The sequence below is a fragment of the Vibrio sp. 1727 genome (assembly GCF_033344415.1).
Taxonomy (GTDB): Bacteria; Pseudomonadota; Gammaproteobacteria; order Enterobacterales; family Vibrionaceae; genus Vibrio; species Vibrio alginolyticus.
Genome location: NZ_JAWPOT010000005.1, coordinates 165,003 through 180,216, shown reverse-complemented (window position 1 = coordinate 180,216; position 15,214 = coordinate 165,003). Strand labels below are relative to the sequence as shown.

Genomic DNA, 15,214 nt, shown 5'->3' with positions numbered 1-15,214 from the left:
CGCATTTGCGAGGGCCAGATCATAGCATCAGTTAATTATGGTGTGTGTTTTTTCTTGATGGTGGCATGGTAAGCGTGCCATGTACCGTAGCCTAGAATTGGCATGGTAAACAACATTCCGATCCCGTAGGTCGCAAAGCCGATAAGAATACCGCCACAGATGATCGCTGCCCAAACAATCATTGCTGGAATGTTGGATTTCACGGCATTAAAGCTGGTAAATACAGCGGTCATCATGTCTACGCGACGCTCCATCATGAGCGGAATAGAAAAGGCTGAAATACTAAACACCACACAAGCCAAAACAAAGCCAACTAAAGAGCCGATGACAAGGAAGGGTAGAAACTCCCTTAAAGGTGCCCCTTGAACAGAAGGGTAGAGCGCATGAAGTAGAGCGGCAATGCGCATCCAAAATATCATACACACTGCGAGTAACACGGCGAACGCCCATTGAGATGTTGAGTTACGACCGATCGCTTTCATTGAATGGAACAAGCTTGCTTTGTGTCCGCGCTCTCTCTCCCAACTGGCATCATACAAGCCGAGCGCGAGAAACGGACCGATTAACATGTAAACAATCAAACTGGGCATGACGACCAAGTGTGTGCCTTGCCACTGTACGAGCAAAACAATGCCTATCGCAGCTGCCATAAAACAGATGCCATAGAAAGCACTAATAAGTGGCATTCGCACGAAATCATGCAGACCTAATGCGAGCCAATGAAAAGGTGCAGAAAGATTGACCGTATTGCACGGTATGGTTCTGGCGTATTCGTTGTCTGGCACTTCCTTTCGCTTGTTGTGGAAGTCCGATGGATTAACAGTTCGAGGCATAACTCCTCCTTGATTTATTCCCACATTATCCGCTTATACCAACTGACAGCGGTTTTTGTTCAGTCAAACTTGAAGCGACTTTTTCAAGTTTACATCTGAGCATTGGCTTAGTTTGGTATCGGCCATAAAGATGCTTAACTCATGTCTTTACTTAAGTGTTGCTTCCACAGTCGCCAGCATCCGACGTCTCTATTTAAATTGGAATTAACAATATTTTAACTATTGGCGGAGATGGGATAATTTACAAATAATTGCTTAAAATTTATTCGGTATAAAAATGAGGGAGAAACAGGACTGCTTTGTGGGGCAGGGCGGTATGAGCCGAAATGACTAGATAAAAGTTGCTGAAAATAAAAAGCCCCCACCATAGGCGAGGGCTTGATTGATTCTTGCTTGGCTTGATTATTTGATGCCAGCGAAATCGCGTAGAAGTGCAGCTTTGTCTGTCGCTTCCCACGGGAATTCTTCACGACCGAAGTGACCGTAAGCCGCTGTCTTCTTGTAGATAGGTTGAAGAAGGTTAAGCATTTCTTGTAGACCGTATGGACGTAGGTCGAAGAATTGACGAACCGCTTCAATGATGATGTCGTGAGATACTTTCTCAGTACCGAACGTTTCCACCATGATAGACGTTGGATCAGCAACACCGATTGCGTAAGAAAGTTGGATCTCACAACGGTCAGCCATGCCTGCCGCTACGATGTTTTTCGCTACGTAGCGTGCTGCGTATGCTGCACTACGGTCAACTTTTGATGGATCTTTACCAGAAAACGCACCGCCACCGTGACGAGCTGCGCCGCCGTAGGTATCTACGATGATCTTACGACCAGTTAGGCCACAGTCACCCATAGGCCCACCGATTACGAAGCGACCGGTTGGGTTAATGAAGAAGTTTGTTTCTTTGTTGATCCACTCAGAAGGTAGCACTGGCTTAATGATCTCTTCCATTACCGCTTCACGCAGGTCTGAAGTTGAGATTGAGTCACAGTGTTGAGTTGAAAGAACAACCGCGTCGATACCAACGATGTTACCTTGATCGTATTGGAATGTTACCTGAGATTTTGCATCAGGACGCAACCAAGGTAGTGTGCCGTTTTTACGAACTTCTGCTTGCTTTTGAACAAGACGGTGAGAGTAAGTAATTGGCGCTGGCATTAGTACTTCAGTTTCGTTACAAGCGTAACCAAACATGATGCCTTGGTCGCCTGCACCTTGTTCTTTAGGGTCAGCTTTATCAACACCTTGGTTGATATCTGGCGACTGTTTACCGATTGTGTTTAGTACCGCACAAGAATCTGCGTCAAAGCCCATATCTGAATGTACGTAGCCGATTTCACGAACGGTTTCACGAGTTAACTCTTCGATGTCTACCCATGCTGAAGTCGTGATTTCACCACCCACCATTACCATACCGGTTTTAACGTAAGTCTCACATGCAACACGAGCCTTTGGATCTTGCTCTAGAATCGCGTCAAGAACCGCATCAGAAATCTGGTCTGCAATTTTATCTGGATGACCTTCTGATACTGACTCAGAAGTAAACAGGTGCTTAGCCATGTTAGCTCCACTATATCTGGTTTAAAACTGGGGAATGATAAACTCTCCAGCGCAAATTAATACTAATTTTTGTAGGTGTATCTACATCTAGACGTCTATTCTAAATTTGATTGCTCGAATTACAAGCTCTTTTTTGGTTTTTGTTATAACCAAACGTTTGCCTGATTTATTGATAATTTTAAGAACTTCGAACGATTTGGCGCGAAAGGTGCAATATTTGTGAGGTTTTGGACTGGAAAACGTTTGCACACCCAACAGGGCTTTGAGAGAATTATGACCTACTTTTCGTTTCGCTTAATGTACTCAGGAGCAGACATGTCGTCTCGTAAACATCTTGCCAATGCAATTCGTGCTCTAAGCATGGATGGTGTTCAACAAGCTAACTCAGGCCACCCAGGCGCACCAATGGGTATGGCTGATATCGCTGAAGTTCTTTGGCGCTCTCACCTAAACCATAACCCTTCAAACCCAGAGTGGGCCGACCGCGATCGCTTTGTGCTGTCAAACGGTCATGGGTCAATGCTTATTTACTCTCTACTGCACTTAAGCGGTTACGAGCTATCTATTGACGATCTGAAAAACTTCCGTCAATTGCACTCAAAAACCCCAGGTCACCCAGAGTACGGCTACGCGCCTGGTATCGAGACAACAACGGGTCCTCTAGGTCAAGGCATCACTAACGCTGTTGGTATGGCGATCGCAGAGAAAGCACTAGCGGCACAGTTCAACAAAGAAGGTCACGATATCGTTGACCACTTTACGTATGTGTTCATGGGTGACGGCTGTCTAATGGAAGGCATCTCGCATGAAGCATGCTCTCTTGCAGGTACTCTTGGTCTAGGCAAGCTGATTGCATTCTGGGATGACAACGGCATCTCTATCGACGGTCACGTTGATGGTTGGTTCTCTGACGATACACCTAAGCGTTTTGAAGCGTACGGCTGGCATGTAATCCCAGCAGTCGATGGTCACGACTCAGACGCGATCAACGCAGCAATTGAAGCAGCAAAAGCGGACCCACGTCCTACGCTTATCTGTACCAAAACAATTATCGGTTTCGGTTCTCCTAACAAGTCTGGTTCGCACGACTGTCACGGTGCACCACTAGGTCACGATGAAATCCAAGCGGCTCGTGAATACCTAGGTTGGGAGTACGGCCCATTTGAGATCCCGGCAGATGTTTACGCTGAGTGGGATGCAAAAGAAGCGGGCGCCGCGAAAGAAGCAGCTTGGAATGAAAAATTCGAAGCATACGCTGCAGCTTACCCTGCTGAAGCGGCAGAGCTTAAACGTCGTCTAAACGGCGAACTTCCTGCACAATGGGAAGAAAAAGCGAACCAAATCATTGCCGATCTTCAAGCAAACCCAGCGAACATTGCATCACGTAAAGCATCGCAAAATGCACTAGAAGCGTTTGGTCAAATGCTTCCTGAGTTTATGGGTGGTTCTGCTGACCTAGCGCCTTCTAACCTGACCATGTGGTCTGGTTCTAAGTCTCTAGAAACGGAGGACTTCTCTGGCAACTACATCCACTACGGTGTACGCGAATTCGGTATGACTGCTATCATCAACGGTATCGCATTGCACGGTGGTTTCGTTCCTTACGGCGCAACATTCCTAATGTTCATGGAATACGCTCGTAACGCAATGCGTATGGCTGCGCTGATGAAAATTCAGAACATCCAAGTTTACACGCATGATTCGATCGGTCTTGGCGAAGATGGCCCAACTCACCAACCTGTTGAGCAAATGGCGTCTCTACGTGTAACTCCAAACATGAGCACATGGCGCCCATGTGACCAAGTTGAGTCTGCAGTTGCATGGAAACTAGCGATTGAACGTAAAGATGCACCAACTGCACTTATCTTCTCTCGTCAAAACCTAGCGCAACAAGAGCGTACTGCTGAACAAGTCGCAGACATCGCGAAAGGTGCTTACATCCTGAAAGATAGCGAAGGTAAGCCTGAGCTAATCCTTATCGCAACAGGTTCTGAGGTTGAGCTTGCAGTGAAAGCCGCTGAGCAACTAACTTCAGAAGGCAAGAAAGTACGCGTTGTTTCAATGCCATCAACAGATGCATTCGATAAACAAGACGCTGCTTACCGTGAATCTGTACTGCCATCAGACGTAACGGCACGTATCGCTATTGAAGCGGGCATTGCTGATTTCTGGTACAAGTACGTTGGCTTCGACGGTCGCATCATCGGTATGACAACATTCGGTGAATCTGCACCTGCTGGTCAGCTATTCGAGATGTTTGGCTTCACGACTGAAAACGTAGTGAACACAGCAAAAGAATTGCTAGCGTAATTGCAGGACCGTCTAAACAGTCGAACGTAAACGACGATTGTTAAACGCTAAAGTTAGAAAGGCCATCATTATGATGGCCTTTTTATTTTTGTCAGGTTTTCCAACCTTGTGGAATGCTTTGGTGAATGCAGTCTAAAAGTACGGATAAGCGCAGTGGTGGTCGTCCTGCTGGTGTATAGCAGTTAATGGAAATAGGCTCAGAAAGCCAACCTTCTAAGCATGGTGTGATTCGCCCTGGGTGATGTTTCTCATAGCCGCATGCTGTCCAAGTCGGCAGCAGTCCAATACCATGACCATTCGCGATACTGTCTATTTGCATTGCTATGTTGTCGCTGTATAAGCGACTAACAAAGGGTTCTAAAAAGAACTCACCGTGTTGAGGGTGTGCTAGCATCAATCCATTTTCTTGCACTGAACCAAAATCGATCCATGGATGTGCTTCAAGTTCTTTGGGGTGCGGTATAGGCCCATGTTGTTTTAGATAATTTGGAGAGGCAAAAGGCGTATAGCGAAATACCCCCAGCACTTCTTTTCGCCAGTCTAGCTCTTTACGTTCACCGAGCCAGATGAACAAATCTGGGTCATGATGCGCCTCAGAAAAGTCACTGGTAAGTTGAACTCTAACATCGGGATTATCAGCAAGAAAACGATTGAGTACGCCGCCGAGCCAGCTTCTAACTAAGGCAGTGTGACAAACAATATGCAGTGGCCCTGAAACTTGGTTCGTTAAACCTTGAAGTGCATCATAACTCTCTTCACTTAACTCAAGAATCTGGCGGCTGTAGTGGGCAAAGATCTCTCCAGCTCTTGTCAGAACTAATCGATTACCTTGTCTGGCGGTTAGAGCCTGACCGAAGTCTTCTTCTAATTGTGCCAAGCGACGACTTAGCGTTGATTTTGGCTGATTAAGGGCTTTAGCAGCGGCTGTCAAACTTTTATGCTGATTGAGCGCATCAAAGGCTCTAATTGATGCTAAGTCGTGCATATTTCTTTTACTCCTTACTGCGTTATGTACGAGTTCCATAAATGGAAAGAACTGTTCCATAACTCTCACTATGCATCTCATTCTATTTGTGAATAATTCACTTTCGAAAATAATAATCATTATCAATTATGGAGATGTAGATGTCTACTCTTAGACTGCCAGTTATTACCGCAACTGGTATTTTAGCCTTCGTCAGTGTCCCTCATGTTTTTGCCAATGATGCAGTTTCTAAAATGGAAACAGTGGTTGTAACTGCATCAAGCTACGAGCAATCTCAAGCGGACGCGCCTGCAAGTATTAGTGTTATTTCACGTGAGGAGTTGGACTCCCGTTATTACCGCGATGTGACTGATGCACTAAAAAGTGTGCCAGGTGTTGTCGTGACAGGTGGTGGTGATACCACCGACATTAGTATCCGTGGTATGGGTTCTAAATACACTTTGATACTGGTCGATGGTAAACGTCAAAGCACGCGTGAAACTCGTCCAAATAGTGACGGTCCTGGTATCGAACAAGGTTGGTTACCTCCTCTTCAAGCGATTGAGCGAATCGAAGTTATTCGCGGCCCAATGTCGACGCTTTACGGTTCTGATGCGATTGGTGGTGTGATTAACGTCATCACACGAAAAGATGCGCTAGAGTGGACGGGTAATGTTCAACTGGGCACGGTACTACAAGAGAATAGTCGCTCAGGGGGAGAGCAGAGCGCGAACTTTTTCGTTAATGGTCCGTTGGCTGAAAATTTATCTCTCCAAGTATATGGTCAGTACACAACCAGAGAAGAAGATGACATCGAATACGGTTATGAAGATAAAGATATGCAGAGTATCTCTTCAAAACTGACTTACCAGATTAATGAGCGCCACTCGGTACAATTAGAAGGTGGCACGTCGGCACAAAGTCGTCGTGGCAATGTGGGCCTTTCAGTGCCGACCACTGGGTGTCGTGGAGGGTGTGAAGATTCACTGAATGAATATCGTCGTAATTACGTAACGGTAAGCCACAACGGTGATTGGGATTCGATTGGCATTTCAGATACTTACTTACAGCGAGAAGAGAGCGAGAACAAATCTCGTGAGATGACGATCACCAACACCACGTTCAAATCGAGCTTGGTGACTGGTATTGGAAACCATACGTTGACGACGGGTGTGGACGCTACTCATGCAGAGCTTGAGGATTTCACCTCCAACAAAGCGTCGTCGAAGACTGAAACATCGAATACGCAGTGGGCTGTTTTCATTGAAGATGAATGGAGAATCGCTGATCCGTTTAGCGTTACGCTTGGTGGTCGTCTAGATCATGACGAAAACTATGGCGCGCACTTTAGTCCACGTGTTTACGGTGTATGGCGAGTTGATCCGTCTTGGACGGTGAAAGGCGGTGTGGCAACAGGTTTCCGTTCTCCACAATTACGTGAAATTACTCCTGGCTGGGCGCAAGTCAGTGGTGGCGGTAATATCTACGGTAACCCAGATCTTGACCCTGAAACGTCGCTAAACAAAGAAATCAGCGTCTTGTATCAAGGTGATTCTGGCTTAGATGTCTCTTTGACAGCGTTCCATAACGAATTCAAAGACAAGATCACACGTGTTGTTTGTCCAGACACTATCTGTACTGATGGTCCAAACCAATGGGGCGCAGATCCAACGTACCGTATTAACGTGGATGAAGCCGTCACACAAGGTATTGAAGCGACCTTAGCATCGCCGTTAACGGAAACCATTTACCTTAGCTCGAGCTACACATTTACCGACTCAGAGCAAAAAACAGGTGAATACAAAGGCATGCCGCTGCAGCAGTTACCAAAGCATCTGTTTAATGTGGATGTGACTTGGCAAACGACAACAGATCTAGAGAGCTGGGCGAAAGTCACGTACCGAGGTAAAGAAATGGATCCGGTTACTGGCCCATCAAGAAACAGTATTGTAGAACCAGCTTATACCTTTGTGAACGCCGGTGTGACATACCAGTTAACCGACAATACTCGTATTAAAGGCGCTATCTATAACTTGCTGGACGAGGAAATCAGTTACGAAGAATACGGATATATTGAAGATGGTCGTCGCTACTGGTTAGGTTTAGACGTCGCATTTTAATTATCTATCGTTGTAATAAGGTCGAGCATAGTCTCGACCTTTTTTAATCCTGCTTTACTTTGATTCAACAGGTGCGTTTGTCAGCTTGATCAGGTAGTATCTGTGACACGAAATTTTTGGTAGGGCGAAGGATAAATGCTAAAGGTTGCGATCAATGGATTTGGACGTATAGGTCGTAATGTTCTGCGAGCGGTGTATGAAAGCGGAAAACACCAGCAGATCAAGGTTGTGGCGGTAAACGAACTAGCACAGCCAGAGGCGATGGCACACCTACTGCAATATGACACCAGTCATGGTCGCTTTGGTAAAAAAATTTCCCATGACCAAGAACATTTGCATGTTCATCATGACAGCGGTGAATATGATTCCATTCGCATTCTCCACCTCTCCGAAATCGAATTACTTCCTTGGCGTGATTTAGAAGTTGATATCGTCTTGGATTGCACTGGCGTATTTGGTTCGCAAGCGGATGGGCAAGCGCATATAGAAGCAGGCGCGAAGAAAGTACTGTTTTCGCACCCGGGCGCAAACGACCTAGATAATACGATTATCTATGGCGTGAACCACGAAACTCTGAAAGACGAGCACCGTGTTGTCTCCAATGGTTCTTGCACCACCAACTGTATCGTTCCCATCATTAAAGTATTAGACGAAGCCTTCGGCATAGAGTCTGGCACCATTACCACAATTCATTCGTCCATGAACGATCAACAAGTAATTGATGCGTATCATAACGACTTACGCCGTACCCGCGCTGCAAGCCAATCTATTATTCCGGTGGACACTAAGTTGCATAAGGGGATTGAAAGAATCTTCCCGAAATTTTCCAACAAATTCGAAGCAATTTCTGTTCGTGTTCCAACGGTTAACGTCACTGCAATGGATTTAAGTGTCACAATTAGTACAAATGTGAAAGTTAATGACGTAAATCAAACCATTGTTAACGCATCTCAGTGTACATTACGTAACATTGTTGACTATACTGAATCGCCACTCGTTTCCATCGACTTTAACCACGACCCCCATAGTGCGATTGTGGATGGAAGCCAGACTAGAGTGAGTAACGGGCAACTCGTAAAAATGCTCGTTTGGTGCGACAACGAATGGGGCTTTGCTAACCGGATGCTGGATACTGCCTTAGCAATGCAAGCTTCTTCGCAAGTGGAACAGTAATGACGAAGAAGTGATGGAGAATTTTTATTTCAATCCTTGAAATAAATCCATAATATCTCCATATCTATAACCAGTTTGAAGAATTAACAGGCTTGGCAGGGTTGCCGAGTTTTCAAAAACTTTAATTATTAAATATTTGAGAGGACACATCATGTCTGTAATCAAGATGACTGACCTGGATCTTACAGGTAAACGTGTATTTATCCGTGCTGACCTAAACGTGCCAGTAAAAGACGGTAAAGTAACTTCGGATGCACGTATCATCGCATCTCTTCCAACTATTAAGCACTGCCTAGAAGCAGGCGCTAAAGTAATGGTTACGTCTCACCTAGGTCGCCCAACTGAAGGTGAATACGCTGAAGAGTTCTCTCTACAACCAGTTGTTAACTACCTAAACGACGCACTAGATTGCGAAGTGAAGCTAGCAAAAGACTACCTAGATGGCCTAGAGCTAAATGCGGGTGAACTTGTTGTTCTTGAAAACGTTCGCTTCAACAAAGGCGAAAAGAAAAACGACGAAGAGCTATCTAAGAAATATGCAGCACTATGTGACGTATTCGTAATGGACGCATTCGGTACGGCTCACCGTGCTCAAGCATCTACTCACGGCGTTGGCATGCACGCAGACGTAGCATGTGCTGGTCCTCTACTAGCAAACGAACTAGAAGCGCTAGGCAAAGCAATGGACAAGCCAGCTCGTCCAATGGTTGCTATCGTAGGTGGTTCAAAAGTTTCTACTAAGCTAACTGTTCTTGAGTCTCTATCTAAAATCGCTGACCAACTCGTTGTTGGTGGTGGTATTGCTAACACATTCATCGCAGCTGCTGGCCACAACGTTGGTAAGTCTCTATACGAAGCAGACCTAGTTGAAACAGCTAAGAAGCTAATGGACGAGTGTGCAATTCCAGTAGCAACTGACGTTGCATGTGCGAAAGCATTTGACGAGAACGCAGAAGCTGAAATCAAGCACGTTTCTGAAGTACAAGACGACGACATGATCTTCGACCTTGGTCCAGATTCAACTGCTGAACTAGCTGAAATCCTTAAAAACGCTAAGACTATCCTATGGAATGGTCCAGTAGGCGTATTCGAATTCAAGAACTTCGAAGCAGGTACTAAAGGTATCTCTGAAGCTATCGCAGCTTCTGAAGGCTTCTCTGTTGCTGGTGGTGGTGACACGCTAGCGGCTATCGACAAGTTCGGTATCAAAGCAGATGTATCTTACATCTCTACTGGCGGCGGCGCTTTCCTTGAGTTCGTAGAAGGTAAAGTTCTTCCAGCAGTAGAAATGCTAGAAGCACGCGCTAAGTAATTAAAGCAAAGCGGGGGAGTGATTCTCCCGCTTTCTTGTTTGCTGCAACGTGTGAGGAACTCTGCTAGAATAGCCTCAGTTGTGAGCAAACGTTTGCAAGATTTTCAACTTAACAAGTTTTGTTTAAAAACGACAGATAAATAGGATTACATCCATGTCTAAGATCTTCGACTTCGTAAAACCAGGTGTTATCTCTGGCGATGACGTTCAGAAAGTATTTGAAGTTGCAAAAGAAAACAGCTTTGCACTTCCAGCAGTAAACTGTGTGGGTACTGACTCTGTAAACGCAGTACTTGAAGCAGCTGCAAAAGTTAAAGCTCCAGTTATCGTTCAGTTCTCTAACGGTGGCGCTGCTTTCTTTGCTGGTAAAGGTCTAAAACTTGAAGGTCAAGAAGCTCAAATCCTAGGTGCTGTTGCTGGTGCGAAATACGTTCACGCTGTAGCTGAAGCTTACGGTGTTCCAGTAATCCTACACACTGACCACGCAGCTAAGAAACTACTTCCTTGGATCGACGGTCTACTAGACGCTGGTGAAGAGTACTTCGCGCAAACTGGTAAGCCACTATTCTCTTCTCACATGATCGACCTTTCTGAAGAGTCTCTAGAAGAGAACATCGAAATTTCTGCTAAGTACCTAGAGCGCATGGCTAAAATGAACATGACTCTAGAAATCGAACTAGGTTGTACTGGTGGTGAAGAAGACGGCGTTGACAACTCTGATATGGATGCGTCTGAGCTATACACTTCTCCAGAAGACGTTGCATACGCATACGAGAAACTAAGCGCAATCAGCCACCGTTTCACTATCGCAGCATCTTTCGGTAACGTACACGGCGTATACAAGCCAGGTAACGTTGTACTAACTCCAACTATCCTACGTGATTCTCAAGCGCACGTTTCTGAGAAATTCGGTCTTCCAGCGAACTCTCTAAACTTCGTATTCCACGGCGGTTCAGGTTCTTCTCTAGAAGAAATCCGTGAATCTATCGGCTACGGTGTGATCAAAATGAACATCGATACTGATACACAGTGGGCTACTTGGGATGGTATCCGTAAGTTCGAAGCTGAAAACCACGATTACCTACAAGGTCAGATCGGTAACCCAACTGGTGAAGATGCACCAAACAAGAAGTACTACGATCCACGCGTATGGCTACGTGCAGGCCAAGCTTCAATGGTTACTCGTCTAGAGCAAGCATTTGCTGACCTTAACGCAGTTGACGTACTATAATCGTTACTGATTAAGTTACTTAAAAACCCGCTCTTTGAGCGGGTTTTTTTATATCTATCATTTTCTTCCCCTCTGCTTTCTCCCGATATTTTTATGCGTTAGGTTGTATTTGCTAGTGAGATATCTCACCTTTAACGTTTTTTTTAAAGAAAACATGGGAATATCAGTCTTAAGAGTGGCGAAATCAGAGTGCATTGCGTAACCTGTAACAAGTCAGTGTCAGAAAGCTCTGATAAAGTCTTGTTTTGCATATCTTTGCGAAACTCTGACTTTGAAAAAAGTCAGAGTTGGGATATTGTGCCAAAAATCTGACACTGTTCAGTGGAGCAATAGGGATGTTGTTTTAGAAAAGAGCCTTTAAAAAACAAGGTTCATAAATTAACGGCAATTGGATTTATATCTCTTTATTTTGAGGATAAGAATTATGGCAGGTGAATCGGTGGGTATCGATACCACTTTAACGGATGGTCTAACTCAGGCTGAAACTTGGCTGACAAACAATTCAGATCTACTGGTTCAGTACGGTGTGAACATTATCTCTGCGGTGCTTATTCTGTTTATCGGTAATCTTATCGTTAAGGCAGTCGCTGGTAGTGTTTCTAAAGTACTAGAAAAGAAAAACATGGATAAGGCCGTCGTTGAATTTATTCACGGTCTTGTTCGTTACTTGCTATTTGTAATCGTGCTAATCGCGGCTCTTGGTCGATTAGGAGTTCAAACCGCTTCTGTTGTTGCTGTGATTGGTGCGGCAGGTCTTGCTGTTGGTCTTGCACTACAAGGTTCACTATCAAACTTTGCAGCAGGCGTACTTATTGTTGCGTTCCGTCCATTCAAATCAGGCGACTACGTAGAAATCGGTGGTGTAGCGGGTAGTGTTGAAGCAATTCAAATCTTCCAAACAGTTCTAAAAACACCAGACAACAAAATGGTTGTTGTGCCTAACTCTTCAGTTATCGGCGGTGCCATTACTAACTACTCTCGCCATGCGACACGACGTGTCGACCTAGTGATTGGTGTTTCATACAAAGCAGACCTTAAACTAACGAAGAAAGTGATTCGTGAGACGCTAGAGAAAGATCCACGTATCTTGAAAGACCCAGATATCACAATTGGTGTACTTACGTTAGCAGACTCTTCAGTTAACTTTGTGGTTCGTCCATGGGTGAAAACTGCAGATTACTGGGGCGTATACTTTGATGCAATGCAAGGTATTAAAGAAGCATTGGATGAAAATGGTATCGAGATTCCATTCCCACAAATGGATGTTCACCTGAACAAAGTCGACGCTTAATCAAAAGCAGTCGATATTCGAAAGCGAGGCCAATAGGCCTCGCTTTTTTATATTTCGTAAAGGGTGTGATGACCAGCAAGTAAGAGGCGTTTTAGATGTTTACCTGCAAATCCAAATGTGAACTCAGGTAAGCCAGGCGTATAGAGCAACTCTTGATGTTGATAGAGATTGGTATCAACAATGATAGTGATGTATTCCGGTAAGCCTATTGGGCAAACCGCGCCGGGTACGCAACCTAACACTTCGACCATTTCATCGTCATTACAAATAGAGGGACGTTTACCTGTAATCGCTTTAATCTGCTTGGCATCGAGGCGCGAGTCCTTATCTGTCAGATAAACCGCGTAACCTTGTCCTTTGAGTGTTAAAAAGAGGCTTTTGGTATGCGTACCCGTCCAACCAAGCTCTCTCGCAATGCGTATATCTGTCTCAAAGTCTAAGATGGCTTCGTGCTGCCATTCCCGAAAAGGAATAGAGAGCGCGTTGAATCGCTCTCTATTGTTGTTATAAATACGTTTTAGTGACTCCATGTCTTTGCTGCCTTACTACCTGGTGATTACCAATACTTATCAATAAGCTCACTCGCTAAGATATACGCTATTGTGAACATCATCATTGCGATTGCAATGTCGATGGTTTTTTTCACTTTTGGTTGAGAGAGTGTTGGACCTAGTTTGGCTGCTCCTATCGATAAAGTGTAGAACCAAACAAAGGAAGCCATAATCGTACCTAGTGCAAAAGCAATGCGATCATGGCCTTCAAATTGTCCACCGATCGAACCTAGAATAACGACTGTATCTAAATATAAGTGCGGATTAAGCACAGTGACAGCTAACGCACCTAGAATAACCGTTCGACGACCTCGAGCTACGATCTCCCCTTTTGATTCCGATTCACTCTCTGGCTTAAAAGCACTTTTTAGCGAGAGCAGTCCATAGAAGCTCAAGAAAGCAATACCACCAAGTGTCACCGACGTCAGTAAGATTTCATTTTGAGACAGAATTGCACCACCACCAAAGATACCTAGAGAGATGAAAATCATATCTAGCACGCTACAAATAGTGGCGGTTGTTAGGTGGTGGTTACGCTTTATGCCTTGATTCAAAACATACGCATTTTGCGCGCCGATCGGAATGATCATTGATGCTCCTAAACCAAAACCTTGCAATAGAACCCACAAGCTCACACTTCACCTCACTTCAAAATAACAAATACATTTACAGAAAAGGGAAAGATAAAGCGTTTATCTAAATAAGTATAATTAATGATTTTAATCTTACATTAGATAGACTAATTTAACGGGAGGCGTTTGATCAAGAGTGAGAGGAAAGGTATGCGAGGGTTAGATTACAAATGGATTGAGGCATTAGACGCTATAGTTTATCAGGGTAGCTTTGAGCGTGCTGCCGAGCATTTATTTGTTTCTCAATCCGCCATTTCTCAACGTATCAAGCAGTTAGAGAAGTTTCTCGCGCAGCCTGTTTTAATTCGAAGCCAGCCACCTAAGCCAACGCCAATTGGTAAAAAATTGTTGGGTCTTTATCGGCGAGTACGCTTGCTAGAGCATGAAATTCTCCCCGAACTAAAAAATGATACCAGTACGCGACCTGTGCAACTCTCTTTAGCGACTAATGCAGATAGCCTTGCAACATGGCTACTGCCAGCGCTGCAAAATGTTATGAAGCAGCGTCAAGTTGAACTAAAACTGACTATCTATGGTGAATACCGCTCTATTGAAAAACTCAAAAGTGGCGAAGTGACAGGAGCGATCAGCTTGGAGTCCCAGCCAATCCCCGGATGCAGAGCAGACTATTTAGGTCGCATCGATTATGTTTGTGTCGCGAGCCCAGAGTTCTATCAGCGTTATTTTTCTAAAGGCGTAAATAATCAGACATTGGCAAAAGCACCGGCCGTTTCATATGACCAATATGATGATCTACATAAAACATTTCTTACCGAGCATTTTAACGTCAATCCTGACAGCGTTATTCATCACAACATCAGTAGTTCTGAAGCGTTTCTAAAAGTGGCGTTAGCTGGTGTTGCTTATTGCTTGATCCCCCGCTTGCAAATTACCGACGAATTAGACAGAGGTGTGTTGGTTGATGTGACTCCAGGTTTTTTAATGTCCCATCGGATTTATTGGCACCACTGGCAGTTAGAAACTGGGGTATTACAAGAAATCTCACACGCGATAGTGGGGTATGCGCAGCAGCATCTACCTCAATAAGTTTGTCAGAGCTGCATATCGTTAACTTAAGTGTGTTTTGTTTAAAAATTACGCCAATGTTACATAGTCAAAGTTGTGTTAGAAGTCACTATGGGTGCTTGGATAATCGGCGGAAGTTTCTATTATGAAACCACACGCTTTCTCAGCCATGATAGTGATGTTGGAATCTGAGATTAAGTACTTAATTTTGTAT

At 44.6% G+C, this 15,214-nt stretch carries 12 protein-coding genes; 7 read left to right on the top strand and 5 right to left on the bottom strand.

Translation table 11 applies throughout. The features are described from left to right. Positions 1 to 35: 35 nt before the first annotated feature. Entirely contained in the window at positions 36 to 833 is a 798-nt protein-coding gene (locus tag R8O10_RS07815) for a DUF2189 domain-containing protein (protein ID WP_213908004.1), read from the bottom strand. A gap of 402 nt (positions 834 to 1,235) precedes the next feature. Continuing rightward, the gene (gene metK / locus R8O10_RS07810) at positions 1,236 to 2,390 is read right to left on the bottom strand and encodes a methionine adenosyltransferase (protein ID WP_005381027.1); all 1,155 of its coding nucleotides are present in this window, start codon (positions 2,388 to 2,390) and stop codon (positions 1,236 to 1,238) included. A gap of 315 nt (positions 2,391 to 2,705) precedes the next feature. Between metK and tkt the strand changes: the two genes are divergently transcribed. Then, complete coding sequence (tkt, locus tag R8O10_RS07805; RefSeq protein ID WP_171346186.1) at positions 2,706 to 4,700, top strand: transketolase; 1,995 nt, start codon at positions 2,706 to 2,708, stop codon at positions 4,698 to 4,700. Positions 4,701 to 4,791: 91 nt separating this feature from the next. Here the strand turns inward: tkt and R8O10_RS07800 are convergent, their stop codons facing one another. Then, entirely contained in the window at positions 4,792 to 5,685 is an 894-nt protein-coding gene (locus tag R8O10_RS07800; RefSeq protein ID WP_017633561.1) for a LysR family transcriptional regulator, read from the bottom strand. 140 nt (positions 5,686 to 5,825) lie between these two features. Here R8O10_RS07800 and R8O10_RS07795 point away from each other — a divergent pair, with 140 nt between their 5' ends. The 5 genes from R8O10_RS07795 (at position 5,826) to mscS (ending at position 12,791) form a co-directional block, all read left to right on the top strand. Continuing rightward, positions 5,826 to 7,784, top strand: a complete 1,959-nt coding sequence (locus R8O10_RS07795) for a ligand-gated channel protein (protein WP_318191268.1) — start codon at positions 5,826 to 5,828, stop codon at positions 7,782 to 7,784. A 135-nt stretch (positions 7,785 to 7,919) separates the two neighbouring features. Next, complete coding sequence (gene epd, locus R8O10_RS07790; protein WP_005384545.1) at positions 7,920 to 8,957, top strand: erythrose-4-phosphate dehydrogenase; 1,038 nt, start codon at positions 7,920 to 7,922, stop codon at positions 8,955 to 8,957. Between the two features lie 151 nt (positions 8,958 to 9,108). Then, positions 9,109 to 10,269, top strand: coding sequence for a phosphoglycerate kinase (locus tag R8O10_RS07785; protein WP_086047044.1), 1,161 nt, complete (start codon positions 9,109 to 9,111; stop codon positions 10,267 to 10,269). Between the two features lie 154 nt (positions 10,270 to 10,423). Then, positions 10,424 to 11,500: a class II fructose-bisphosphate aldolase gene (gene fbaA, locus R8O10_RS07780; RefSeq protein ID WP_005380996.1), complete on the top strand. Its 1,077-nt coding sequence runs from the start codon at positions 10,424 to 10,426 to the stop codon at positions 11,498 to 11,500. Positions 11,501 to 11,924: 424 nt separating this feature from the next. Further along, positions 11,925 to 12,791 carry a small-conductance mechanosensitive channel MscS gene (gene mscS / locus R8O10_RS07775; protein ID WP_005384548.1) on the top strand — a complete coding sequence of 289 codons (867 nt, stop codon included), beginning with the start codon at positions 11,925 to 11,927 and terminating at the stop codon, positions 12,789 to 12,791. A gap of 47 nt (positions 12,792 to 12,838) precedes the next feature. On the opposite strand, the gene R8O10_RS07770 is transcribed toward mscS, so the two are convergent. Both R8O10_RS07770 and R8O10_RS07765 read right to left on the bottom strand, forming a co-directional pair. Next, positions 12,839 to 13,321: a YbaK/EbsC family protein gene (locus R8O10_RS07770; RefSeq protein WP_005380994.1), complete on the bottom strand. Its 483-nt coding sequence runs from the start codon at positions 13,319 to 13,321 to the stop codon at positions 12,839 to 12,841. A 26-nt stretch (positions 13,322 to 13,347) separates the two neighbouring features. Further along, entirely contained in the window at positions 13,348 to 13,977 is a 630-nt protein-coding gene (locus R8O10_RS07765) for a LysE/ArgO family amino acid transporter (protein WP_031780897.1), read from the bottom strand. 147 nt (positions 13,978 to 14,124) lie between these two features. Between R8O10_RS07765 and R8O10_RS07760 the strand changes: the two genes are divergently transcribed. Then, complete coding sequence (locus R8O10_RS07760; protein WP_005380990.1) at positions 14,125 to 15,021, top strand: LysR family transcriptional regulator ArgP; 897 nt, start codon at positions 14,125 to 14,127, stop codon at positions 15,019 to 15,021. The last annotated feature ends 193 nt before the right edge of the window (positions 15,022 to 15,214 follow it).

Coding starts and splice junctions, on each gene's coding strand:
- epd (WP_005384545.1), top strand. CDS start 7,920: ATGCTAAAGGTTGCGATCAATGGATTTGGACGTATAGGTCGTAATGTT.
- R8O10_RS07795 (WP_318191268.1), top strand. CDS start 5,826: ATGTCTACTCTTAGACTGCCAGTTATTACCGCAACTGGTATTTTAGCC.
- R8O10_RS07770 (WP_005380994.1), bottom strand. CDS start 13,321: ATGGAGTCACTAAAACGTATTTATAACAACAATAGAGAGCGATTCAAC.
- fbaA (WP_005380996.1), top strand. CDS start 10,424: ATGTCTAAGATCTTCGACTTCGTAAAACCAGGTGTTATCTCTGGCGAT.
- mscS (WP_005384548.1), top strand. CDS start 11,925: ATGGCAGGTGAATCGGTGGGTATCGATACCACTTTAACGGATGGTCTA.
- R8O10_RS07815 (WP_213908004.1), bottom strand. CDS start 833: ATGCCTCGAACTGTTAATCCATCGGACTTCCACAACAAGCGAAAGGAA.
- R8O10_RS07760 (WP_005380990.1), top strand. CDS start 14,125: ATGCGAGGGTTAGATTACAAATGGATTGAGGCATTAGACGCTATAGTT.
- tkt (WP_171346186.1), top strand. CDS start 2,706: ATGTCGTCTCGTAAACATCTTGCCAATGCAATTCGTGCTCTAAGCATG.
- R8O10_RS07785 (WP_086047044.1), top strand. CDS start 9,109: ATGTCTGTAATCAAGATGACTGACCTGGATCTTACAGGTAAACGTGTA.
- R8O10_RS07800 (WP_017633561.1), bottom strand. CDS start 5,685: ATGCACGACTTAGCATCAATTAGAGCCTTTGATGCGCTCAATCAGCAT.
- metK (WP_005381027.1), bottom strand. CDS start 2,390: ATGGCTAAGCACCTGTTTACTTCTGAGTCAGTATCAGAAGGTCATCCA.